This window comes from Comamonas sp. E6 (assembly GCF_001010305.1).
Classification (GTDB): domain Bacteria; phylum Pseudomonadota; class Gammaproteobacteria; order Burkholderiales; family Burkholderiaceae_C; genus Comamonas; species Comamonas thiooxydans.
Genome location: NZ_BBXH01000036.1, coordinates 1 through 23,607 on the forward strand (window position 1 = coordinate 1; position 23,607 = coordinate 23,607).

Below are 23,607 nucleotides of genomic sequence, written 5' to 3' on the forward strand. Positions count from 1 at the left end.
ACAAGACATTCAAAAAAACAGGAACCGTTTATGGTTGATGACGTACTCATTAACAAAGCAGCAACGATTGAGCGTTGCGTCATGCGGGCTAAAGAGGAGTACGCCAACTGGATATATTTCACCGTCCGATACAGGGGCAAGATGCTCCCGGCGGATCGCCGCTGAGAAGCCCGAGACCGCCGTCTCAACTTAAACTAAGCGACTACCTCGATACCTTAGCGACTTACACCGCCTAACATTACCAATCGTGAACAAGCAACAGCTCGCCGCAAAAATCTGGGAATCGGCCAACCAGATGCGTTCGAAGATCGAAGCCAACGAATACAAGGACTACATCCTTGGTTTCATCTTCTACAAATACCTCTCCGACAAGCTAGTGGCCTTCGCCATGGCCGAGGGTTTCACGGACGAGGACTTCAGCGCGGTGACCGAGGACGATGCGGAAACCGTCGAACACTTCAAGTCCAACCTTGGCTACTTCATTGCCCACCAGCACCTGTTCTCGACTTGGCTGGACCAAACGAGCGACTTTGACGTCGCCAACGTGCGCGAAGCCCTGTCAGCCTTCAGCCGCCTGATCCACCCGAACCACAAGCGCCTGTTCGAAGGCATCTTCAAGACCTTGGAAACCGGCCTAAGCAAACTGGGCGACACCGCTGCAAAGCAGACCAAGGCGATCAGCGAGCTTCTTCATCTGATCAAAGACATCCCCATGGATGGCAAGCAGGGCTACGACGTGCTCGGCTTCATCTACGAATACCTCATTGGCATGTTCGCCGCCAACGCGGGCAAGAAGGCAGGTGAGTTCTACACCCCGCACGAGGTGTCTGTGCTGATGTCCGAGGTCATCGCGCACCACCTGAAAGACCGCGAGACCATCCAGATCTACGACTCCACCAGTGGCTCGGGCTCGCTGCTGCTCAATATCGGCCAGGCCATCGCCAAGCAGATGGGTGACAAAGACAGCATCAAGTACTACGCCCAAGAGCTGAAGGAGAACACATATAACCTCACGCGCATGAATCTGGTCATGCGCGGCATCCTCCCGGGCAACATTGTCACCCGCAACGCCGACACGCTGGAAGACGATTGGCCCTACTTCGACGAGCAAGACCCGGTCAACAGCTACAACCCTCTGTACCTAGATGCGGTGGTGTCCAACCCGCCCTACTCACAGAAGTGGGACCCACAGCACAAGGACGCTGACCCGCGCTATGCCCGCTTCGGTGTGGCCCCCAAGTCCAAGGCCGACTACGCCTTCCTGCTGCACGACCTGTACCACCTGAAGCCCAACGGCATCATGGCCATCGTCCTGCCGCACGGTGTGCTTTTTCGGGGCGGTGAAGAAGGCGTCATCCGCAAGCAGCTGATCGAGAACGACCACCTCGAAACCATCATCGGCTTGCCCTCCAACATTTTCTTCGGCACCGGCATCCCCACTGTCATCCTTGTGCTCCGGCAGAAGCGCGAAGGCAGCGATGTGTTGTTCGTGGACGCTTCCAAGGGCTTCGCCAAAGAAGGCAAGAACAACAAGCTGCGCGCTTGCGACATCAAGAAAATCACCGATGTGGTGGTCGCCCGCACCACCGTGCCCGGCTTCAGCCGCCTGGTGCCCAAGACCGAGCTGCAAGACGAGGCCAACGACTACAACCTCAACATTCCACGGTATGTGGACTCGTCCGAACCGCCCGAAAGCTGGGACCTGTACGCCTCGATGTTCGGCGGCATTCCGCTGAGCGAGCTGGACGCGCTGGCTGACTACTGGAAGGCCTTCCCCAACTTGCGCGCGGCCCTGTTCACTCTGGACGGCACGCCTTATGCCCAGCCGAAGGTGGATGACCTGGCTGCGGTCGTGAGCCAACACCCTGAAGTGACGAAGTTCAACGAGGCCTTCAACCGTGCGTTCGACGGCTTCAAGCCCTGGCTGCACAGCGAGCTGATCGGCAACATGCTCACGCTGCATGTTCCTCGCCAAGAAGCGTTGATCTGCGACGAACTGTTTTCTCGCTTGGCAAAGCTCGGCACGTCGCCCCTCATCGACAAGTACCAGGCCTATCAGGTCCTCGACGACCACTGGCAGCCCATCGCCGTGGATCTGGAAATCCTGCAGACCGAAGGTTTTGATGCCACACGCGTGGTTGACCCGAACTTGGTCGTTAAGAAGAAGGACGGCAAGGAGGTGGAGGTGCAGGAGGGCTGGAAAGGTCGCATCTTGCCCTTTGATCTGGTTCAAAAGACCCACTTCTCTTCAGAGCTAGATGCACTTCGTCAGTCTGAGTTGAGACTGGATGAAATCAGCTCGATTCTGGGAGGAATCATCGAGAGCTTGTCGGAGGTGGACGGGGAATATTCGGTACTTAATGGCTCCAACGACAAGTTCGTTATCGCCGAAGTTAAGAATGAGCTCAAGGACCAGTTGGGCGACGTAGTCACGGACGAGATTCTGGCATTGCAGGCATATCTTGACCTGCTTGCCGCGAGCGCTTCTAAACAAGATAGGTTGGCATTCATTGCCAAGCATCAAGAGGTCAATTGGGTACAGATCCCAGCGAACAAGGATGGCACTTTCGGAAAAACCAAAGTTGAAGCTCGCATCGTCGAACTTCAAAGCGAATTCGATTTTCCTGACGACACGTTTGCTGCCAAGTTGATTAAGGCGATCGCGTTGCTCGATGAAGAGAAGGAACTCAAAGATCTTCAGAAAGAACGAGCGGCGACACTTCATCAGAAGACCAAAACAACCATTGAGTCACTAACTGATGAGCAAGTGCATGAACTGCTGGCCAGCAAGTGGATTGCACCGATGATGGATGAACTGCATCGCTTGCCTGTCCTAGTGATGTCCAGCCTCGTGGCCAATCTGCAAGCCTTGGTTGAGAAGTACCGGATCACCTATGCCGACAACGCGCGCGACATCCAGCAGGCCGAGGCTGCCTTGGTGGGCATGCTGGGCGAACTGCATGGCGACGAGTTTGACCTCAAGGGCATTGAGGAACTGAAGACCCTGTTGGCGGGGAACTGACATGGCAGACCAGATAACTGGCAAGGCACCGCGCATTCGCTTCAAGGCGCACAGCGAGCCGTGGGCTGATGAAAAGATTGGCGATGTCCTTGCCGAAAAGCGTCGCCCTATCGTGCTGGAGGACGACCAGCGTTACGAGCTCATCACGGTCAAGCGTCGCAACGAGGGCGTCGTTTCTCGCGGCCACCTGTTTGGGCGCGACATCATGGTAAAGAACTACGCCGAGCTCAAGGCGGGTGACTTCGTCATTTCCAAGCGTCAGGTAGTCCACGGTGCGACCGGCATCGTACCGCCTGCCTTGGATTGCGCCATCGTATCGAATGAGTATCTGACCGCAGTCGACAGCGAAAGGCTCCTCACGGAATTCCTCGCCATCGTCGCGAGCCTGCCAGCTATGCGCCGGAAGTTCTTTCTAAGCTCTTACGGCGTGGACATCGAAAAGCTGTTTTTTGATGCCGACGATTGGAGGAAGCGCAATGTGATGCTCCCCGATGTTCAGGAGCAAAGCCGTGTCGGCCAATTCTTCCGACAGTTGGATAAATTGCTTGACCTACACGAGCGCAAGCATGAAAAGCTGGCGGAGCTAAAGGCAGCGATGCTTCAAAAGATGTTCCCAAAGCCCGGCTCCACTGCTCCAGAGGTGCGATTTCGAGGATTTTCCGAGCCGTGGGTAGAGAAGAAGCTTAAGAACATTGGTACTTTCAACCCCAAAGAGGTGCTGCCTGAATGCTTTGAGTATGTCGATCTTGAGTCTGTTGTCGGGACTGAGATGGTGGGGCATAGAACAGAAATGCGAACAACTGCGCCATCCAGAGCGCAGCGTTTGGCACGAAAAGGCGACTTGTTCTTCCAGACTGTGCGGCCTTATCAAAAGAACAATCATTTGTTTAACCTGCCTGACGAGAACTATGTGTTCTCTACGGGCTATGCACAAATTCGACCTCAAGATGACGGCAGCTTCCTTCTGAGTCTGATGCAGCGGGACGAATTTGTAAGAGTGGTTTTGGCAAACTGCACAGGTACTAGCTACCCAGCAATAACTGCGAACGCCTTGTCAGACATTTTCGTCCTGATTCCTTCCGCTGACGAGCAGAAAAAAATCGGTGCCTACTTTTTTAATCTCGATAAGCTCATTGCTAGGCATGCTGCGCAAGTCTGCAAGCTGCAGCAAATCAAGCTCGCCTTCCTGGACAAGATGTTTATCTAATCAATAAGCCCATCTCGAATGAACATCTTTGCAAGAGAATCTGAATTCGAATCAGCTGTCATTCACGAGCTGCGCCAGCGCGGCTGGGGGGAGCTGGATGTCATCAAATGCCCCAGCGAGGCCGACCTACTGGCGAACTGGAAGCAGATCCTCTTCGAGAACAACAGAAGCAAGGACCGGCTGAACGAGGTGCCGCTGACCGACAGTGAGATGCAGCAGGTGATGGAGCAGATTGTTGCCCTGCGCACGCCACTGAAGCTGAACGGCTTTATCAACGGCAAGTCGGTGTCCATCAGGCGGGACAACCCGGCCGACACGCTGCACTTTGGCAAAGAGGTGAGTCTGAAGGTCTACGACCGCTACGAGATTGCGGCGGGGCAAAGCCGCTATCAGATTGCCCAGCAGCCCCGCTACGCTCGCGCCTCTGAGCTGCAGCATGACCGGCGGGGTGACTTGCTGCTGCTTATCAACGGCATGCCCGTGATTCATATCGAGCTGAAGAAGAGCGGTGTGCCGGTCAGTCAGGCTTACAACCAGATCCAGAAGTACGCACGCGAGGGAGTGTTCACCGGGCTGTTCTCGCTGGTTCAGATCTTTGTGGCCATGGAGCCAGACGAGGCGCTGTATTTCGCCAACCCTGGGCCAGACGGCAAGTTCAACAAGGACTACGCCTTCCACTGGGCCGACTTCAACAACGAGCCCATCAACGATTGGAAGAGCTTCACCATCAGTCTGCTGTCCATCCCAATGGCGCACCAGCTGATTGGCTTCTACACCGTTGCCGACGAGGCCGACGGAGTGCTGAAGGTGATGCGCAGCTATCAGTATTACGCCGCGCACGCCATTTCGGACAAGGTGGCCAATACGGACTGGAAGAACCCGAACCGCCTGGGCGGCTACATCTGGCACACCACAGGTTCGGGAAAAACCATGACCAGCTTCAAGTCGGCCCAGCTCATCGCCAACTCTAGGGACGCGGACAAAGTGGTGTTCCTGCTGGACCGTGTGGAGCTGGGCACGCAGACACTGAAGGCCTACCGGGACTTTGCCGGTGATAGCAACCAGGTTCAGGCCACAGAGAACACTAGCGTGCTGGTCAAGATGCTGAAGAGCACCGCGCCTGCAGACACCCTGATCGTCACGTCCATCCAGAAGATGAGCCGGATCACGGATGACGCTGATGGCTTGAAAGCACAAGACCTGGAGACCATGCGCAGCAAGCGCATCGTGTTCATCGTGGATGAGTGCCATCGCTCAACCTTTGGCGACATGCTGGCCGACATCAAGGCCACATTCTCAGGTGCGGTTTTCTTCGGCTTCAGTGGCACGCCCATCCACAAGGAGAACGTTCGCAAGGACAACACCACGACGGATGTCTTTGGCGATGAGCTGCACCGCTACAGCATTGCCGACGGTATCCGTGACAAGAACGTGCTGGGCTTCGACCCCTACCAGGTTCTGACCTACCGTGACCGCGACCTGCGGCAGGCGGTAGCCCTGGAGCGAGCCAAGGCGGTGACCGTGGCCGAGGCGCTAGCGGACCCAGCCAAGAAAAAGATCTTCAACCGGTACATGAAGGACGTGCCGATGGCGGGCTACCGAGATGCGGCTGGAGAATACCAGCGTGGCATTGAGGATTACTTGCCGAACGCGCAGTACGAGCGCGACGAGCACCGCATTGCGGTAGTCAAGGACATTGCCGACAACTGGGAAGTGCTGAGCCAGGGCGGCAAGTTCCACGCCATTTTTGCCACCAGCAGCATCACCGAGGCGATCACCTACTACCGCCTTATGAAGGCGCAGTGCCCCATTCTGAAGATCACCGCGCTGTTCGATCCACACATCAGCGATGACGAGACCAGCGGTACCGATCCAGCCTTCAAGGCGGCAGGCCTGGAGGAGATCATCAAGGACTACAACGCCGCCTATGGACAGAAGTTCGACATGGGAACCCATGCGAATTTCAAGAAAGACCTTGCCGCGCGCCTGGCCCACAAGGCGCCCTACATCCGTGTCGAGGCTGAGCCCGAGAAGCGGTTGGATCTGCTGATCGTCGTGAACCAGATGCTTACCGGTTTCGACTCGAAGTGGGTCAACACGCTGTACTGTGACAAGTTGCTGGAGTACGAGAACATAATTCAGGCGTTCTCGCGCACCAACCGGCTGTTCGGGCCAGACAAGCCGTTTGGCACTATTCGCTACTATCGCAAACCGCACACGATGAAGCGCAACGTGGATGCGGCGGTGAAGCTGTACTCCGGCGATAAGCCTATTGGCCTCTTTGCTGACCAGCTGCCACGCAACCTGGAGCGTTTGAACGAGTGCTTCATCGAGATTAGCGCCATTTTCAGCGCGGCGGGCATTGCTGACTTTGCCAAGCTGCCCGATGATTTGGCGGCACGGGCGGCCTTTGCCAAGCAGTTCAACCGGTTCAACGCTATCTTGGCGGCCACGAAGATCCAGGGTTTCACCTGGGACAAGACGGTCTACGACTTCGATGCCGAGCCCAAGCAGTCGATTGCTGTGGCCATCACGAAACTGCAGTACCTAACGCTGCTGCAGCGCTACAAGGAGCTTGGGGCTGGCGGAGGCGGTGCTGGCGAAAGCATCCCCTTCGACATCGATAGCCACATCACCGAGATCGACACCGGCAAGATTGACGCGGACTACATGAACTCGCGCTTTGCCAAGTACCTCAAGGAGTTGGAGAGTGGCGACGGGGCATTCAGGGAAACCACCCTGGCCGAACTACATCGCTCGTTCACCTCGCTCTCTCAGGAGGACCAGAAGCTCGCCGATATCTTCTTGCATGACATCCAGCGCGGCGATGTGCAGGTTGATCCAGAACGGACCTTTCGGGACTACCTGGTGGACTACAAGGCCAGAGCGAAGAACAGGGACTTAGCGGCCGTCGTCGCGACGCTGGGCGTGGATGCCGGCAAGCTGGCGGCTTTGCTGAGCTCACATGTGACCGAGGCCAACCTCAACGAGTATGGGCGCTTTGACGACCTTCGGGCAACGGTTGACGAGGCAAGGGCGAAGGCCTATTTTGACCACATTGAAGGCAAGCCGCTGCCAATGTTCAAGATCAAGATCAGAGCAGCAAAGGTACTTACTGATTTTCTGGTTCGAGGCGTTTTGTCTTTGAACGTCACTGAGTCAAATACATCGAACTCGGTAGGTTCCAATCAAATCTGAAGATTGTCGAAAGCGATTTCACAAAAGCATGTCGCACAGGCTCACTCAAGAATCCGCTTGCGTTTGGAAACCGAACGTAGTCGGCTCACGCCCGGACGACTGCTTTGGCTGCAAAGCAGTCTTATGGCAGCGAAGGCGGCTAGAAGCACTTTCAGGTTTTGGGCTTGGTCATTACAACGATGAGGCCACAGAGGATGCCTAGAACTACGATGGCTGGAGCAGCAAGCATCATCTGTATGCCATACATCGCATAGTCAGCAAGGGCCCCAGAGCGTGCGCCACCTTTGGAGGCTCCAATGATGAGTGCACAGATCCGTAGCCCGATGTAATACAGCGCTAAGGCGACTACATCTATCAGCAGAAGCCATTTAAAAAGCTTAGGAGCACAGCCTAAAAAAATTAAAAAAACGATGATTGTGAGGATGATGTGCATCGGTAACTGTCACTAGACAAACCAAAAAATTAAAAGACTTCCCCTTGGCCCAACGCGCAAGGCGTTGGGCATGAATAGACGCTATTAGCCTTCACTCAAAGCACGCCAACCGTTATCGGTCTTGCGCATGGTCACCGTGCCTTGCATTTTTATCTCGTACTCTTGAAACCAATTGGTGACGTCCTGAGTGTCTTGTACGGTTTGTCCAGGGATTTTTAAAATTTCAAGTATGAACTTTGAGAAGCTCTCACGGGGACAACCTGCGTTGTAGTAGTTGCCTACTGCGGAAAATTCATTCTGAATCGCACCGGGTTTGGTGGAGGCTAGTTTGTTGAAGTGCAGGCGTTAGCCTGCACGGTATTGGCAACTTGCCGCCAGTAGTTTGCCTCAGCTTCCGCTGGCGGTATATGCCCTATGGACTCCAGCAGCCTGTCATGGTTGAACCAGTGCACCCATTGCAGCGTTGCCAGCTCCAGTGATTCACGTGTTTTCCACGGTCCTCGCTTGTGGATGACCTCCGTTTTGTAAAGACCATTGATGGTTTCGGCCAGAGCGTTGTCGTAGGAATCTCCAGTGCTACCCACCGAAGGCATCAGGCCACAGCTTCCTCTAAACGTTCTGTGTAGCGAATGGAAACGTACTGACTGCCCCTGTCGGAGTGATGAATGAGCTCCGTGTCACTTGAAGGCCGCCTTGCATACAGCGCCTGCTCCAACGCATCAACCACAAAGTCCGTGCGCATGTGGCTACTGACCCGCCAGCCCAATATGCGGCGTGCATACACATCAATCACAAAGGCCACAAACATCTGCCCTTGCCATGTAGATACATAGGTGAAATCTGCGACCCAAAGTTGGTCAGGCCGGTGGGCTTTGAACTGCCGGTTGACCAGGTCTAGCGGGCATGGCCTGGTTGTGTCTGGACGGGTTGTGCGCACCTTCTTGCCACGCCTTGCGCCTTCCAGGCCCAGCTTGCGCATCAGGCGTTGCACTGTGCAGCGGGCAATGGGTAAGCCTTCTCGGTGCATCTGCTTCCAAACTTTGACGGCACCATACACCTGCCAATTAGCGTGCCACACCCGTTGAATATGACTGCAACGTTCTTCATCCGATTGGCTGCGCTTGCAGCGCAGCCACGGGCAGTTTCTTTGCTGAACCCTGCGCCTGTAGCCCGATGGGGCAATTTGCAGCAGCCTACAAATTGGCTCGACCCCATAGGCATCGCGATACTGGTCTACAAAGTCAATTAGCTCTTGATGCGACGGTCCAGTTCCGCCTGCGCAAAAAAAGCGCTCGCAGCCTTGAGGATGTCATTGGCACGGCGCAGCTCCTTGTTCTCTCGCTCCAGTTGCTTGAGTCGCTCACGTTCATCCGTGGTCAACCCTGGCCGTTGGCCTGCATCTATTTCTTTGCGCTGCACCCACCCATGCAGGGTGCTGACCGAGCAACCTATCTTGGGGGCTATCGATTCACATGCGCCCCACAGCGATGCGTAATCCGCTTGGCATTCCTGCACCAAACGTACGGCACGTTCACGTACCTCAGGGCTAAAACGAGCAGCTTTAGTGTTCATGACTCAATCCTCTCAGGAGTTGAGCCTCCACGGACGCCGGTGCGATTCAAGAAGTGGACCATGCCCATCCGGGATTGGAAGGCTGCGCTGACCCGCTTTACCATTCAGTTCGGAGACCGCATCTCCGTCAATTGAAGTCCGAACCGTTTACACAAAAATTCGGACACGCCCTAAATCCAGTTTGAGGCGAGTTACCCCAAACCCCGGCCGTGGCTATGCCACGGCTGCTGTCGGGCGAGCTCATGTCGCAAGCCTACGGCCTGCGGCACAGCGATTTATGCAACAACGCCCAAATTTAATGATCGTAAATGTACGTTTTGATTGTGTAAAATCCATGAAATCGAACATTTTTGATCTATTCATCTATGTGTAGGGTTTTTCGGCCGACAATGCTCCTATGGAGAGACGCTTCATGTTCAAGGCTGAACGACAACAGAAAATTCTGGCGCGCATGCAAGAGACCACCTCGGTCACCGTCAAGGACCTAGCCAAGGTCTTTTCCACTTCCCCCATAACCATCCGGCGCGACCTCATTGAACTGGGCGAGCTCGGCCTATTGGAACGTACCCACGGTGGTGCCGTAGCCGCTCAGGAGGTCTTTGCCGAAGGCTCTGCGCGTTACGAGATGTACAACTATGGCGAGCGCAACGATCAGCAGGCACAGGAGAAAGCGGCGATTGCGGAATGCGCAGCCCAGTTCATTAGCGATGGCGACAATATTCTGATCAACGGAGGCACTACGGCCCACGCGCTGGCTCAAGCTTTGCGAGGTCATCAGAATCTGTACGTGATCACAAATGGCCTTTCCGTGGCCAACGTGCTCGGGCAAGGGCTGCACGCTAATGTCTACGTGCTGGCCGGCCGCCTAGATGCCCGCAAACAAGCCACTGTCAGCCGCCCCAGCGACGAAGGCCTGCCTCATCTGCAAGTGCGTGAGGCCTTCTTGGGCGTGCATGCATTGTCTGCCCAAGGAATTTACATGCGTGACCCGGAAGACGCCGACATGAACAAGGCCTTCATGGGCGCTGCCAGCCGCGTAACGGTGCTGGCTGATTACACCAAGCTACACGCCTTTGCCAGCTTCCGCATTAACGACTGGTCTTCGGTACAACGGCTAGTCACCGATGCGAAGGCCGACCCCGACATCCTCAATCTCCTTCGCCAGCAAGGAGTGGAGGTGGTAGTCGCTGCCTGAGCGGCTAGTTGCGCTACCAAGCATAGCCTATCACCCTGTGATGCGATACATCAAGCACGTGCGCGCCACTCAGCAAGTGGTTGATCCACGATGTCGATTGGGCTTGCACATGACATTCGTCCACCTAGCGCTTACTGGTTGTTACGAGGCAGCGGTGTGCAACATTAGCCACCAAGCAGGTAAGTGGGCTCTTGGTCCAAAAAGTCTTCCAGGTGGATCAGTACTTGCTCGGGCGAAAGCATCAGCACGCCGTATTGGGGACCTTCGTTTTTGCCCACGATGCGCAGCGAGGGGTCTTGTAACACCAATGCCACTTGGTGATTGGTGCCCCGCAAGGTGGAGTAGGGGATACCTTTGAAGGATCCCAAAATCGGGCGATGGATGTGTCCAAAGAAGAAGTGTGCGATCTTGTGCTGAAGTCCTTCGATGGCAGTTTCAAAGGGTTTGGTGTTCAGCAAGGAGATTTTGTCCATGCTGGTTATGCCAATAGGGAAGAAGGGGTGGTGCATGAACAGCAGCACAGGTTTGCTCGCTTGCTCAAGCTGAGCTCGCAGCCAAAGAGCACGTTTCTCGCAAAACACGCCCCAGTGCACGCCAGGCTCGTTGGTATCGAGAAAAATGGCTGTTTGATGTTCAAGTTCAAGCACATATTGCACAAAGCCATTTGCGTCTCGTGCAATGTGGGCAAAGTGCTGCTGGAAGTTGTTGCGGCTGTCGTGGTTGCCCAAGATGGGGTAGACGGGCATGGACAAGCCACTTAGGCACTCGCGTAAATGCACATAGGCTTGCTCGTGGCCGTAGTGGGTCAAGTCGCCTGTGATGAACACCGCACGTGCATCGGCATGGTGTTGCTGAATGTGGGCCACGGCTTGCTGCAGGCGTTGCTTAGGGTTCAGTCCGTATAACAGGCCGTTGCCGTCTTGCACGAGGTGGGTGTCTGTCAGGTGGATGTATTTGTCGAAATGAGGCATGGGCAGTGATGTGGCTGTTAGCGTGCTGGGGGCTAGGCTGCGTGAGGTCGGGGCATGTGCTCACACAAGGCGTGCAAGCGCATGCTCCAAAGCGTGCAGTTCTGATGTTTAGTCGAGAAGTTTTTGCACGTCGGCAGACATGGCCTTGAGTGCATCGGCGGGTTGCTTCGAGCGGTCGAACACAGTTTGCACGTGGTCATCAATTACGTCAGTGATTTTTAAGCCGTTCTGGCCAGGGAAGGCATACCAGCCAGTCAACCAAGGAATCTGCTTCACCGCGGTGTACTGGTTGGGGTTGCTTTCGTAGTAGCCTTTGAGTGCCTTGGGGTCGTCAATTGGCAAGGTGTTGGCTGGGAAGTAGCCGGTGTTTTTGGTCATAACCGTGGCCCCTTCGGGGCCGGTGGCGAACTTAATGAACTCCCACGCTGCCTTTTGGCGCTCGGGGTCTTTGGTAAACATCATGGCCACGTTGCCGCCTGCAGGTACTTTGCCACCTTCAGCGGTGACGGGAAACATTCCGGTCACCAGTTTGAAGCGGTCGCCAATCTGCTTTTCCAGCACGCCCAAGCGCGAGGTGGACGAAGACAACACTGCCAGCTTGCCAGCAACAAACATTTGAGCAGCTTCTTGGTAGCTGATGTTGGACATGGTGCCGTTTTGCACCATGGAGGCCATGGTGTTCATGGCTTTGAGGCCCTTGGCATCGTCAAATGCCACCTTCTTTTCGGTGCTGTTGAGAATCTTGCCGCCATCGGCAAACAGCAGCGCCTGCCACAACCAGTTCCCGGTGATGCCCCAGTCGAAGTAAATGCCGCCCGTTTGTGGGCTGGCTTTACGTGAAGCTTCGCCGAGCTTGATGATATCGTCCCAGGTCTTGGGCAGTTGATCGACGGTGGTACCTGCCTTGTTCACCAAGTTCATGTTGTAGTAGACGATGGGGGTGGACAGAGCAAAGCCAATGCCGACCTGTTTGCCTTGAATTTGCCCCAGCTCCATCAGCGATGCGCTGTAGCCGCTCTTGTCCCAGTTCTTTTCGGCTTGGATGAAGGGCTTCAGATCCACAGCAATGCCGCGGTCCACAAAGATGCGCTGGCGGTTCAGACCTTGAAAAGACACATCGGCCAGTTGCTTTGTCACTGCATGGCGTAGTGCTTGCTGGGCGGCCACTTCGTAGTCAGGCGTGGGTGCACGGAACTTGACCGAGTAATCAGGGAACTTCTCGTTGAACTTTTTGGCGATGACTTCTTGAGTCTTGTTGAACATCTCAGGGTAGACGTAGTCCACCACGAGCTCGATTTTGGCGGCATGGGCAGCACCCATGGTGCAGAGCACGGTTGTAACAGCTGCAATGAATTTCAGTTTCATCATGACTTCCTTCAAGCTTTGACACCTGAAAAGGTGACACCTTCGATAAAGCGCTTTTGCGCGAACAAGAAAAAAACAACCAGGGGAATGGTGATCAGTACCGTGCCGGCCATCAGCGGGCCGTAATCGTTGCCGGACTCTTCGTTGGCAAAGAACATGGTTCCTAGAGGGGGGGTAGCAAGGTCTTGGGTATTGATGACGAGCAGGGGCCAGAAGTAGTCGTTCCAGTGCCAGACCACCGAGAAGATCGAAAAAGCGATCACGGTAGGCAGGCAGGCAGGCAGCAGCACGCGCCACACCAACTCGAACTCACCCATGCCATCTAGCCTTGAGGCGTGGATGAGGTCATCGGGAATGACTTTGATGGCCTGCCGAAACATAAACATGCCGAAGGCAGAGGCGATGAATGGCAGGATCAAGGCCGAGTAGCTGTCGAGCAAACCTAAGTGATACAAAAAGATGTACAGCGGAATGGCAGTGGCCTGAAATGGCACCATCAGTGACAGCATGGTTAAGCCCCATGCGAGGTCATGGCCGCGAAACTTGATCTTGGCGAAGCAGTAGGCGGCCGGAAATGCCAGCGCAATTTGTACGACCAAAATGCCAGCGCACACCACCACACCGTTGAGCAAATATCGCAGCAGCGGTACGCGTGTGAGCGCTGCGCTGTAGTTTTCCCAGGCAGCCCATTCGCGGGGGATGAGGTTAAAACCTGCATCGAAAATCTCACTCGCGGGCTTGAGTGAGATCGATAGCATCCACACAAAAGGCAGCAGATAAATGAGGGCTAGACTCATCAACACGACATGGCGCGCAAAGCGGCTGGCCAAGGAGGGGGATAAGGGATCGGCCATCATCAGTAGTGCGTCCTTTTTTCCATGCCCTTGTGCTGAATAAGCGTGAGCACAAAGATGCCGGTCACAAACACGACCGTCATAGCCGAGGCATAGCCCATCTTGAAAAATCCAAATCCTTCGGCGTAAATGCTGTGCAGCAGCACATCGGTGGCCTTGTTGGGACCACCCTGTGTCATCACATGCACGGTGTCGAATACCTGTAGGGCGCGAATGGCACAGATCGTCACCACGAACAACATGGTGGGGCCGAGCAAAGGTAAGGTCAGGCGAAACATGCGATCCAGCGGATGTGACATACCATCAAGCCAAGCAGCTTGGCGCAGCTCATCTGGAATACCTTTGAGACCCGCCAAAAACATCACCATGGCTAAGCCTGACATTTGCCAGATGCCAATGGCAGCCAACGTTGGTAACGCCAGTTCGTAATCTTTGAGCCAGTTGAAGGGCCCGACCCCAATCAATGCGAGCAACTGATTGAGCAATCCCATCGTGGGGTGCAATATGAACTGCCACACCACCGCCATGCCAATGAGGGTAGAGGCCACGGGCAAAAATAGTGCCGTGCGGTAGAAGCCGCGCCAACTTGTATGGCTTTCAACCAGCAAGGCGCTGACCAAACCCACGGTGATGCTGCCCAGTGACACCCACAGCAGATAGTGCACCGTGTTGGTAAAGGACTTGCGAAATCCTGCGTCGTCCCACAGTTCGCGGTAGTTGTCCAGGCCGACCCATGCAAACTGGTCGGATCCAAACTGCCAGTCGGTCAGCGACATCACTGCCACCAGGCACATGGGCACCAGCAGCAGCAAAACCGTCAAGATCAAACTGGGTAGCAGCATGAGCGAGGTTTGCAGACGTGAGATGTGCATGCTTATGCCTCCAGACGGCGACCATGCGCATCAAAAAATATCAGCTCTGAAGGCTGTATGTATAGGGTGACGGTTTGTGTCTCATGTACTGGCTGGGTGGCCTCGGTTTGTATGGTCATGGCTTCGTGATGCTCGCCTTGTGCCACCACTACTTTTTCGCTGCCCGCGTACTCTACCGACTGCACCTGTGCCAAAACGCTCCAGCAACCTGTTTGTGTTGTCCACATGAATTGGTGCGGGCGAATGCCTACGACAACGGCCGAAGTTGGCGGCAACACACCATCATTCAGCTTCACCGCAGAAAGCGGCAACAGATTGATGCGAGGTGAGCCCACGAAGCTCGCCACTTCTTGGCTGGCAGGGCGCTTGAACAAAGCCTCAGGGGTGTCGAGCTGTAAGATCTTTCCGTTCTTCATCACAGCCACACGGTCAGACATGGACATGGCTTCGTGTTGGTCGTGCGTCACGTACACAAAGGTTACGCCGAGTTTGCGGTGCAACGCGCGAATCTCGGCGCGCAAGGCCTGACGCAAGTTGGCGTCGAGGTTGGACAAAGGCTCGTCGAATAAAAACAGCGAAGGCTTGCGTACCATGGCGCGAGCGAGTGCTACGCGTTGTCGCTGTCCGCCCGACAACTGCGAAGGCTTGCGTTGCCACAGGTGCTCAATGCCCAAGACCTGCGCCACCTGTTTACCCTCTTGCTCAATCTCGTTGCGAAGAGCACGTACCGAAGGGTTGAGGTACTTTATGCCCGGCAGGCGCTGCCAAAACGAGAGCTTGCGCATCAGCAAAGGCGTACTAATGTTCTCGCCTGCAGTCATGTGTGGATACAGCGCGTAGGTTTGAAACACCATGGCGCAATCGCGCTGTGCAGGTTTTTGGCTCAGCATGCTTTGGCCTTGGCTTTGAATGTCACCGCTGTCTGGTGCTTCAAGGCCAGCGAGCAAGCGGAGCAAGGTTGATTTACCGCAGCCAGACGCACCCAGCAAGGTCAAAAATTCTCCGTCGTGAATCTGTAAGTCCAACTGATCGAGGATGGTCGTGTCGCCATAGCGTTTAGAAATGCTACGAAGGTGGATGTCAGCCATGGCTTCAAGCCTCCAACATGTCGTTCAACTGCTCATAAGCATCAAACCTCAGTACGCTGGGCTCAAGCTCATGCATATTGCGGTGATAGCCGCGTACATGGGCTGCAAAAGCAACGTTCGCTGCGTGTGCGCAGCTGGCGTCGATGCCCGAGTCACCTACGAACAAGGTCTCGGATGGTGTGGCACCCAGCAGTTGCAGACAGGTATGCAAAGGCTCGGGGCTGGGCTTGGGAAAAGGTGTGTCATCGATGCAGACCACGGCTTCAAAAAAATCGCTAAGTTGGTGGTGGCGCAGCAGTTGCAGGCTACTTGCACGGTCGCGGTTGGTGCAGATGCCCAGCTTCAGGCCTTGAGCTTGCAGTCGGGCCAGCAATTCGGGTACGCCCAGGTACACGGTGGCGTTCAGCACAAAGCGGCTCAGGTAGCTGCGCATGAGTTGGGTTTGCGCTGCTTCTTGTTCGGAGCCTCGAAGATCCGCTTGTTGAGCAGCCAGTGCCAACATGGGAGCGATGCCTGCGCTCAACTCGAGCTTGAGAGAGGGCATATCCAGCGTGCGGCTGTTTAAGCCCTCGTGCAGCGTGGCCTGCAAGCTGGGCCAACTGTCGAGCAAGGTGCCATCCAGATCAAAGATGACAGTTTTGAATGGTTTTGCAAATTTCATGATCGAAATTTATCAATGGATCATGAAATATTCATGACATCGATCATTTTCGATCTCAATAGATCAATTTTTTACCGATGAAATGCGATGCGATTTTTTTCGTGGGCGGCGTTGTTGCATAAATCCAGTTTGAGGCGAGTTACCCCCAACCCCGGCCGTGGCTATGCCACGGCTGCCGTATGAGGACGGCCCAGGGGCGTGTCCGAATTTTTGTGTAAACGGTTCGGACTTCAATTGACGGAGATGCGGTCTCCGAACTCAATGGTAAAGCGGGTCAGCGCAGCCTTCCAATCCCGGATGGGCATGGTCCACTTCTGGCTGATGTTGCGCAGGGCCAGGTAGAACAGCTTGGTCAGCGCCTCGTCGCTGGGGAACGAGCCCCGGTTCTTGGTCAGCTTCCTCAGGCCCATGTTCACCGACTCGATGGCATTGGTTGTGTAGATGACCTTGCGGATTTCCGGCGGGTAGTCAAAGAACGGGGTCAAGCGGCTCCAGTTCCTGCGCCAGGACTGGCCGATGGGCAGGTACTCGGTATCCCAGCGCTGCTCGAATTCACCGAGCATCAGCTCGGCCTCCTCGGCGGTGGCGGCCGTGTAGATACGGCGCAGGTTGGCAGCTACTTCTTTGCGGCGCTTCCATGAGACGTAGTTCAGGCTGTGGCGCACCATGTGAACGATGCACAGCTGCACCACCGCCTTGGGGAAGACGGCCTCGATGGCTTCCGGAAAACCTTTGAGCCCATCGACGCAGGCAATGAAGATGTCCTGCACGCCCCGGTTGCGCAATTCGGTCACCACCTGCAGCCAGAACTTGGCACCCTCAGTCTGGGCCAACCACAGGCCCAGCACCTCCTTCTCGCCCGTCATGGTGATGCCAATGGCCAGGTACACCGCCTTGACCCGCACAGCGCCCTCGCGCACCTTCACGTGGATGCAGTCCAGGTAAACGATGGGGTAAATCGGCTCCAGCGGCCGGGCCTGCCAGGCCTTGACCTCATCGGCCAAGGCGTCGGTCACCGAGGAAATCAGACTGGGCGAAACTTCGGTGCCGTACATCTCTTCGAGGTGGGCCTGTATCTCGCGCACCGTCATGCCACGGGCGTACAGCGAGATGATTTTGTCGTCAAAGCCGGCCCAGCGGGTCTGGTGCTTGGGGATGAGCTGAGGCTCGAAGCTGCCATGGCGGTCGCGGGGTACCTCGATGGGCAGTTCGCCGAAATCGCCCTTGAGGGTCTTCTTGCTCTTGCCGTTGCGGGTGTTGCCAACGGGGTTGGACACTGCTTCGTTGCGTTCGTGGCCCAAGTGTTCGGTCAATTCGGCATCCAGGGCTCGCTCGACCAGTAGCTTGGTCAACTGTTTGAGCAGGCCGTTCTCGCCGATGAGGTCTTCGGGCCTCTTGTAGTTGGCCAGCAGGCCAGACAGCAGTTCTTCGGGTACGTCGTGTTTCTTGGTGTTCATAGTGTTTACGGACAGGCCGGCTTGCGCCGGCTGTTGATTGGCCGTTTACACAAAATTTTGCACATCCTCCGATCCAAGCCGCAGTAATGCGCAAAACCCTCTTGAGAAAATCCCTGTGCTTTGCGGTACTCGCGTACGGCATTCCCGAAAGCCTTGAGCAAGGGGGAGCGGTCTGCATCGGTCATTGGTTTGCTTGCCATGGGGCGCAATGGTTACGATTCGTAGCAGTCTTGACCACAGTGCATCTGCACACGTGACAAAGCATCACGGTGTGCAAATACACGGTGTTAAACACTACGGTCTATGCGATCACGGTCTTTAAGATGACGGACTATGCGTACCATGGCGCAGCCGGTTTGGGGTGCCATCATCGGCGGCCTCAATGCCAGAGCCAGTGAGCGTTGGACTGCCATCGGGATAAAACTCCTCCACAATCTCAGCGACTTCATCCGGCGCGTCTTCAAAGCAGCCATTGGCAAAGCCGTGGCGTGCAGCACTGTCCAATCCCATCTGATCAAAGCCCGCAGCCAAGCGCTCTGCAACCAAGTCCTTGGCTTGTCCAATAGCAGCATTGAGCGATAGCCCTGAGCGCACGACCAAGTCTGCGTAATAAATGGCTGCGCGGTGTGACTGCGTAGTCGATTTGCCCCGCAGCTTGAGCTCCAGCGGCATACAGGCCAGGTGCCCACCAGAGACAGCAGCGAAGTACTGCAGGCGTGCAGCCAAGGTACGAATGCTGTTAAAGCCCGTTGTGCGAAACACAAAGCTGCCCAATTCATCGCTGTCACCGATGCTGACGTTCAGCCGCCCATAAGGCTTGCAGTTACCCAGCCCAAAACGACAGCTATCAGGACCGGGACATTCCATCGTCTCCAGCCCTTGATCCGTGACGCGCTTGCAGCTCTCCCCGTCACCCACGCAGACAGGACGCGCTGTGCTGCGGTCAAACATGCAGTAGTTGGCTCGCAGGTTTAGATCAGGGTCATTGAACAAGACGCGCACGGGAATGCTGCGCAGCTTCCGTCGTGGAGAGCTAGTTTCTGCAGGCGCTTGACCTGCGACCCCCATCTTGTCTTTGAGCGTGCGCTTGGCACTGCGTGCGGGAATACTTTCACTTTGACTGTCGGAAGGCTCAGCGCCTTCCTTTATGCCGCCAACGGTGAAGGCATCTGCTTGGCTTTGGCGCAAAGCCTCATCCAGCGGGTGTAGCACCCACTGACCACGCTGCTGGACCTGTGTGGTGATGGTGAATTCATCGTCTTTCTCTGGCAGGCGCTTGCCATTCTTTTCCACGACTTTGCCAATAGAAATTCGGCCAATGACGGGCGGGGTAATCATCAAACCTTTGATCATGTTTTGCTCCAAAAAAAGAAAGCTCCCGGTGGCATGGGCCACAGGGAGCAAGAGGGGGATGGATGTGGGAAGGATGGTCAGCTCAAGCTGGATACACGCAAAACCGCCGAGATCCAGGCCGTGTGGTGAGGTAGGCTTTGGACAGCTCGGGATGGTCTTTGACGAACTGCGCTGTGTCGAAGGCTTGCCCGTCTTTGCTGCGTCTCCAGGTCACGCTACCACCACAGGCAAACGTGGCTTTGCCTGCTTCGCCCATGTGGATCTGAATGGCTTGGCGCAGGCGTGCTTCTTGCTTTTGAGCGGCATCAAGCTGCTCCCGTGCAATCAGCAAGGCGTCGAACGTGGCATTGAGCTCTGGGTTGTCACTCATGTCCACTTCTTCACCGCCACTGTTGGGATAGAGGCAGCGCAGCGCTTTCTCAGCACTGTCAGAGCCATCTCCGGCAGGCGGTGTGTTGCTTTCCACCAGCTGCCAGAATGCGTGCTCCATCTCAATCAGACGGGTAATCAACGCCTCGTCACGCTCGATACGGAAGATGCGCAATTCCTGCCCCCCAATGAGCACTGCCACATCTGCGGCTTTGTGGCCCGTGACGGCCAACTGGTGCATCACCTGCAACTGAACGTACTCAGGCACGCCATCCTTCCAAAGGCGTGCACCATGAATTCCAGCCGTCTTGCACTCCAGAATCTGTACCTCTGAAGACCCCATCACCTCACGGTCCACATTGGCCAGCATCCAAGGATGCTTGGGGTGTTGCAGCACAGCGTTCACCCTACGTACCTTGTTGCCGGTGCGCTTGGTGTAGTGGGCTGCCACGATGGGTTCCAGCAACGTCCCCCAGAACATGGGGCTGGTGTCATCGTTGGGATCAATAGCAGGCAACATATCGGCCTTGCCCGTCTTTTGCATCCATAACTCCAGCTGAGACTGGTAAGGATTGAGGCCCACGGCAGTCGCAGCATCGGAGCTGCCAATTCCCGTGCGACGCACTTCCAGCCAATCATCACGAGCCATGTCCTTGGTCGATACCAGGCGCAAAGCGGCGCCCTTGCGAGGGCGGCTGGGGTGCTCCACTGGTGTTTCACGGACATCCAACTTGGCATTGCTCAACAAATGAACAGACATAGAAATCTCCTTGGCCCGCAAAAATTGCGGGCATAAAAAAACCGCCTCAGAAGGCGGTTCGTGGGGGTGTAACGTAGATAGGAAAACCTAGCGGAAACAGCCAATGCGGCCAGAGTTGCAAACGAGGCAGCATGGTCAAGCCACCAGTTGCAAAGCGTGATCCAAGGCGCGCTGCTTGATGGCAGCACCTTGGCCAAACCAAGCGCTGTCTAGGCGGTTGTCTTGACTACGTGCTTGTTTTTCATGGTCAACGAACTCGGTCACAGAGCACAGCAAGCCCCAAGCCGTGTCTTTGGCTGCATGCATTTCTGCTCCTCGCCCATGGCCCTCATAAAGCATCTGCACCTTCTTCAAAGCGCGCTCATTGGTCAAGCCGACTGACAAATCAGAGTGACTGTCTGTATTGCAGATCACCTTGAGGAAGTAGTTCATCGCCTCATGGGTCTTGACCTTACGCTCGGCCAGCGTCTTCATGCGGTACATAAAGCTGTCCCACTGTCCAACTGCGATACCGAGTTGGCGTTTAACTGCCTGTGCGTCGAACGTAGTGCTGTGGGGCACTTTGACGGAGCCTACGCCATCCTTGAGTGCAATCGTCAGTGTGTTGTTGCACACCACGCGCACTGTGGTTGGCATGGCCACCGTAGCCAGAGAACCATCACACGACGTAGCCAGCAACAAATAGCCGTTGACCACATCATTGCCTTTCAACGCAACAGATTTACCAGTGCGCGCCAATGCCCAGAACTTGCGGCCAGCTTTGAGCACGCCTGCAGTTTCCAACTCATAACCAGCTACTTCAGTCAGGTCGCGGTAGAACTCCAGTACCTCGCGGGGCTGAACCACGTTGTAGCGACTGCCCACTACGGACAGGGGTGCCTGCGTGTCGCTGCGGTAGAGCACCTTTTGTTCTGGAAACTCTTTGGGCTCGGCATATAGACCAGATAGGCCTGTATTTCCATCGGAGGCGAGATAACACACAGGTGTTTCCTGAATACGCCAGTCCATGCCTGCAGCTTGTGCCCAGACATCAATGCTTTGTTTGGCAGGCAAAGCGTTGCCAAGTTCATGCCAAGGGGTTTGGCCAGCGTAGGCCATGGTTTCAACGAGGTGTGCCATGAAATTGCTCCTTAATTAATAAATGAGACGTATTCAATAAAAAGAATGTGAAGCGTTGCGCTACTGAACGACTCAGACCTTAAAAGTCTTTCCGCATGCGCTGCAACGATAGTTATCAAACAGCACGAGATCAATCTTGGCACCAGCTTTAGCACCCAGATCACAGCCAATGGCTGCGGCGGTCATTGCAGCAACCACGGCACCAGCAATGCCGCTGAATGCGAATCCTGCTGAAGCAATAGAAGTGCTGGGGAGACTGGCAACTGATAGCCCTTTGTTCGAGGCATGAAAGCCTCCAGCTGCACCGACAGCACACCCAACCAAAGCGCAGGCATAGGTGGCAGGCGTTCGAGGAGTGACCTCCGCCCCATCACAGAAGGGGCAAGACAGAAGCGAGGGGATGGATATTTCCAAAGTGATCTCCTATACACAACAACAAAAAAGCCCCTGCGCAGATACACAGGGGCTTGTGACGTTTGGTTGGTGAGGATCTGTAGTTGTCCTCAGCTCAGTGATATGTGGTTGAAAAAAATTAGAAATGAAAAAACAAGATTGCTAGTTGCAGTCCGATGCAGTCTGAACAGGACCGGATCAATCAGAAATCTAATGGTAGATGGTATGGTAGAAAGCTTGTGGTTGGAAATAAAAAAGCCCCTAAAAACAGGGGCTTAGAAGTATTCCTGGCGGAGGCTGTGAGTATCGCACTATCGTTGCAGGCCGCTGCAAATTATCGCTAAGTGATTGATTTGTATTGATTGATGCAGCAGGCCTTGTTGCAATATGCTGAAACTGGCCGCTTTAAGTTGTCGCGCTTTTGTGGGCAGGATGTGGGCGGCATAATGGCCGCATGCCGAAATTTGCCAAAGAGCTGACCGCTGCGGCGGTAGCCAAATTGCGAGAGCCTGGGCGGTATCCAGTTGGAGGGGCCGCCGGCCTGCAGCTGCGCGTCACCGAGGCGGGCACGCGACTATGGGTCCATCGCATTATGGTGGATGGCAAGCGCCGCGATATTGGCCTGGGGCGATTCGAGGATGTGACCTTGTCTGAGGCCCGTGAGCTCGCCCGTGACAAAAATCGAATGGTGCGGCTCGGCGTCAATCCGATTCCGTTGCCCGAACCGAAGTCGATTGTCGTTGTTGCACGCAAATTCCGAGATGACGCAACCGAGTACGTCGAATCAAAGCGCGACGGCTGGCGGAATGAAAAGCACAAGGCGCAATGGACGGCAACTCTGGAGACCTATGCCTACCCATTGATCGGGGATAAGGCGTGCGGGGAAATTGGAGTGGATGATGTGCTGCAGGTGCTCAAGCCGATATGGAGCACCAAAACAGAGACAGCGACCCGGCTGCGCGGGCGGATCGAGTCGGTGTTGGGATATGCAGCGGTGCGCGATGGGCGCGACGGGATAAACCCGGCCGGCTGGCGCGGTGTGCTGGACAAGATACTTCCTTCTCCGGACAAGGTGCGCAAGCGTAGGCACCATCCGGCCATGCCTATACCTCTGGCGCCAAGCTTTATGCGCGAGCTGGAAGGAATTGCAGGGATGTCGGCGCTGGCGCTGCGCTTCACGATTCTCACGGCCGCACGCTCCGGCGAGGTGCGCGGCGCGACGTGGGATGAGGTCGATCTGGACGCTGGCGTGTGGACTGTCCCAGGTGAGCGGATGAAGGCCGGCGTAACGCACCGGGTGCCATTCAGCAGGCAGGCGCTGGCGCTGCTAAAGGGGATGCCCAGGATTGCGGGAACTGACTTGGTGTTCCCATCGCCACGCGGCGGGCAGCTGGCCGATATGGCTATGACGGCGCTCATGCGGCGCAAGGATCTTGAATACGTCCCGCATGGCTTCCGGTCAACCTTTCGAGATTGGGCCGGCGACCATACGGAGTATCCACGGGATGTTGTTGAAACTGCCCTGGCCCATACCGTTGGCAACCAGACAGAGGCGGCGTATCGACGTAGCGATGCGCTTGAGCGTCGTCGGCCGCTCATGCAGGATTGGGCTGATTATCTGGATTCCAGTCACCACGCTGACCCTGTTGCCAGCGCTGCAGATCAGACTGCCGCCAAGCCTTAGCCCGCAGGCCAATGGTTACGGCCGGCGGTGCAAT

Annotated in this window: 17 protein-coding genes, 1 pseudogene and 1 other annotated feature; of the genes and pseudogenes, 5 read left to right on the top strand and 13 right to left on the bottom strand. The window is 55.6% G+C overall.

Features of this window, described 5'->3' with window-relative positions; translation table 11 throughout:
- Positions 1–247 precede the first annotated feature (247 nt).
- The 3 genes from CSE6_RS24055 to CSE6_RS24065 are packed head-to-tail and all read left to right on the top strand — an operon-like array spanning position 248 to position 7,427.
- The gene (locus tag CSE6_RS24055; protein ID WP_059441666.1) at positions 248–3,022 is read left to right on the top strand and encodes a type I restriction-modification system subunit M; all 2,775 of its coding nucleotides are present in this window, start codon (positions 248–250) and stop codon (positions 3,020–3,022) included.
- Position 3,023: 1 nt separating this feature from the next.
- Positions 3,024–4,229 (top strand): restriction endonuclease subunit S, encoded by a 1,206-nt coding sequence (locus tag CSE6_RS24060; protein ID WP_059441667.1) that lies wholly within the window; start codon positions 3,024–3,026, stop codon positions 4,227–4,229.
- 18 nt (positions 4,230–4,247) lie between these two features.
- Entirely contained in the window at positions 4,248–7,427 is a 3,180-nt protein-coding gene (locus CSE6_RS24065) for a type I restriction endonuclease subunit R (RefSeq protein ID WP_059441668.1), read from the top strand.
- Between the two features lie 151 nt (positions 7,428–7,578).
- Here CSE6_RS24065 and CSE6_RS24070 read toward each other — a convergent pair whose 3' ends face one another.
- Together CSE6_RS24070 and CSE6_RS24075 are read right to left on the bottom strand one after the other, a co-directional pair.
- Positions 7,579–7,860 (bottom strand): hypothetical protein, encoded by a 282-nt coding sequence (locus CSE6_RS24070; RefSeq protein WP_059441669.1) that lies wholly within the window; start codon positions 7,858–7,860, stop codon positions 7,579–7,581.
- 323 nt (positions 7,861–8,183) lie between these two features.
- Positions 8,184–9,432 (bottom strand): annotated as a pseudogene (locus CSE6_RS24075) (IS3 family transposase).
- Positions 9,035–9,151: a sequence feature (AL1L pseudoknot), on the bottom strand. (Overlaps the previous pseudogene by 117 nt.)
- Positions 9,433–9,844: 412 nt before the next feature.
- Between CSE6_RS24075 and CSE6_RS24080 the strand changes: the two are divergent.
- On the top strand, positions 9,845–10,627 hold the full coding sequence (locus tag CSE6_RS24080) for a DeoR/GlpR family DNA-binding transcription regulator (protein WP_238585802.1): 783 nt from the start codon (positions 9,845–9,847) through the stop codon (positions 10,625–10,627).
- A 164-nt stretch (positions 10,628–10,791) separates the two neighbouring features.
- Here CSE6_RS24080 and CSE6_RS24085 read toward each other — a convergent pair whose 3' ends face one another.
- The 11 genes from CSE6_RS24085 to CSE6_RS24135 all read right to left on the bottom strand — a co-directional run bounded on the left by CSE6_RS24085 (position 10,792) and on the right by CSE6_RS24135 (position 21,910).
- Positions 10,792–11,598 (bottom strand): phosphodiesterase, encoded by an 807-nt coding sequence (locus tag CSE6_RS24085; RefSeq protein ID WP_059441671.1) that lies wholly within the window; start codon positions 11,596–11,598, stop codon positions 10,792–10,794.
- Between the two features lie 108 nt (positions 11,599–11,706).
- The gene (locus tag CSE6_RS24090) at positions 11,707–12,966 is read right to left on the bottom strand and encodes an ABC transporter substrate-binding protein (protein ID WP_059441672.1); all 1,260 of its coding nucleotides are present in this window, start codon (positions 12,964–12,966) and stop codon (positions 11,707–11,709) included.
- 8 nt (positions 12,967–12,974) lie between these two features.
- The gene (locus tag CSE6_RS24095) at positions 12,975–13,820 is read right to left on the bottom strand and encodes a carbohydrate ABC transporter permease (protein ID WP_083994809.1); all 846 of its coding nucleotides are present in this window, start codon (positions 13,818–13,820) and stop codon (positions 12,975–12,977) included.
- On the bottom strand, positions 13,820–14,689 hold the full coding sequence (locus tag CSE6_RS24100) for a carbohydrate ABC transporter permease (protein ID WP_019042133.1): 870 nt from the start codon (positions 14,687–14,689) through the stop codon (positions 13,820–13,822). Before CSE6_RS24100 ends, CSE6_RS24095 begins: the two co-directional genes overlap by 1 nt.
- Before the next feature lie 2 nt (positions 14,690–14,691).
- Positions 14,692–15,777, bottom strand: coding sequence for an ABC transporter ATP-binding protein (locus tag CSE6_RS24105; RefSeq protein ID WP_019042132.1), 1,086 nt, complete (start codon positions 15,775–15,777; stop codon positions 14,692–14,694).
- A gap of 4 nt (positions 15,778–15,781) precedes the next feature.
- Positions 15,782–16,438: an HAD family hydrolase gene (locus CSE6_RS24110; protein ID WP_059441673.1), complete on the bottom strand. Its 657-nt coding sequence runs from the start codon at positions 16,436–16,438 to the stop codon at positions 15,782–15,784.
- Between the two features lie 230 nt (positions 16,439–16,668).
- Positions 16,669–17,895, bottom strand: a complete 1,227-nt coding sequence (locus CSE6_RS24115) for an IS256 family transposase (protein ID WP_059441674.1) — start codon at positions 17,893–17,895, stop codon at positions 16,669–16,671.
- A gap of 318 nt (positions 17,896–18,213) precedes the next feature.
- Positions 18,214–19,248 (bottom strand): hypothetical protein, encoded by a 1,035-nt coding sequence (locus tag CSE6_RS26635; protein WP_059441698.1) that lies wholly within the window; start codon positions 19,246–19,248, stop codon positions 18,214–18,216.
- 82 nt (positions 19,249–19,330) lie between these two features.
- Positions 19,331–20,377: a YqaJ viral recombinase family protein gene (locus CSE6_RS24125; protein ID WP_059441675.1), complete on the bottom strand. Its 1,047-nt coding sequence runs from the start codon at positions 20,375–20,377 to the stop codon at positions 19,331–19,333.
- A gap of 135 nt (positions 20,378–20,512) precedes the next feature.
- Entirely contained in the window at positions 20,513–21,496 is a 984-nt protein-coding gene (locus tag CSE6_RS24130; protein ID WP_059441676.1) for a DUF932 domain-containing protein, read from the bottom strand.
- 72 nt (positions 21,497–21,568) lie between these two features.
- Entirely contained in the window at positions 21,569–21,910 is a 342-nt protein-coding gene (locus tag CSE6_RS24135) for a hypothetical protein (protein WP_152668637.1), read from the bottom strand.
- Between the two features lie 433 nt (positions 21,911–22,343).
- On the opposite strand from CSE6_RS24135, the gene CSE6_RS24140 reads away from it, so the two are divergent.
- On the top strand, positions 22,344–23,573 hold the full coding sequence (locus CSE6_RS24140) for a site-specific integrase (protein ID WP_059441677.1): 1,230 nt from the start codon (positions 22,344–22,346) through the stop codon (positions 23,571–23,573).
- The last annotated feature ends 34 nt before the right edge of the window (positions 23,574–23,607 follow it).

Bases quoted from the DNA above. Each gene is read 5' to 3' on its own strand.
- CSE6_RS24060 (WP_059441667.1), top strand. From the start codon at position 3,024: ATGGCAGACCAGATAACTGGCAAGGCACCGCGCATTCGCTTCAAGGCG.
- CSE6_RS24065 (WP_059441668.1), top strand. From the start codon at position 4,248: ATGAACATCTTTGCAAGAGAATCTGAATTCGAATCAGCTGTCATTCAC.
- CSE6_RS24070 (WP_059441669.1), bottom strand. From the start codon at position 7,860: ATGCACATCATCCTCACAATCATCGTTTTTTTAATTTTTTTAGGCTGT.
- CSE6_RS24080 (WP_238585802.1), top strand. From the start codon at position 9,845: ATGTTCAAGGCTGAACGACAACAGAAAATTCTGGCGCGCATGCAAGAG.
- CSE6_RS24085 (WP_059441671.1), bottom strand. From the start codon at position 11,598: ATGCCTCATTTCGACAAATACATCCACCTGACAGACACCCACCTCGTG.
- CSE6_RS24090 (WP_059441672.1), bottom strand. From the start codon at position 12,966: ATGATGAAACTGAAATTCATTGCAGCTGTTACAACCGTGCTCTGCACC.
- CSE6_RS24095 (WP_083994809.1), bottom strand. From the start codon at position 13,820: ATGATGGCCGATCCCTTATCCCCCTCCTTGGCCAGCCGCTTTGCGCGC.
- CSE6_RS24100 (WP_019042133.1), bottom strand. From the start codon at position 14,689: ATGCACATCTCACGTCTGCAAACCTCGCTCATGCTGCTACCCAGTTTG.
- CSE6_RS24105 (WP_019042132.1), bottom strand. From the start codon at position 15,777: ATGGCTGACATCCACCTTCGTAGCATTTCTAAACGCTATGGCGACACG.
- CSE6_RS24110 (WP_059441673.1), bottom strand. From the start codon at position 16,438: ATGAAATTTGCAAAACCATTCAAAACTGTCATCTTTGATCTGGATGGC.
- CSE6_RS24115 (WP_059441674.1), bottom strand. From the start codon at position 17,895: ATGAACACCAAGAAACACGACGTACCCGAAGAACTGCTGTCTGGCCTG.
- CSE6_RS26635 (WP_059441698.1), bottom strand. From the start codon at position 19,248: ATGATCAAAGGTTTGATGATTACCCCGCCCGTCATTGGCCGAATTTCT.
- CSE6_RS24125 (WP_059441675.1), bottom strand. From the start codon at position 20,377: ATGTCTGTTCATTTGTTGAGCAATGCCAAGTTGGATGTCCGTGAAACA.
- CSE6_RS24130 (WP_059441676.1), bottom strand. From the start codon at position 21,496: ATGGCACACCTCGTTGAAACCATGGCCTACGCTGGCCAAACCCCTTGG.
- CSE6_RS24140 (WP_059441677.1), top strand. From the start codon at position 22,344: ATGCCGAAATTTGCCAAAGAGCTGACCGCTGCGGCGGTAGCCAAATTG.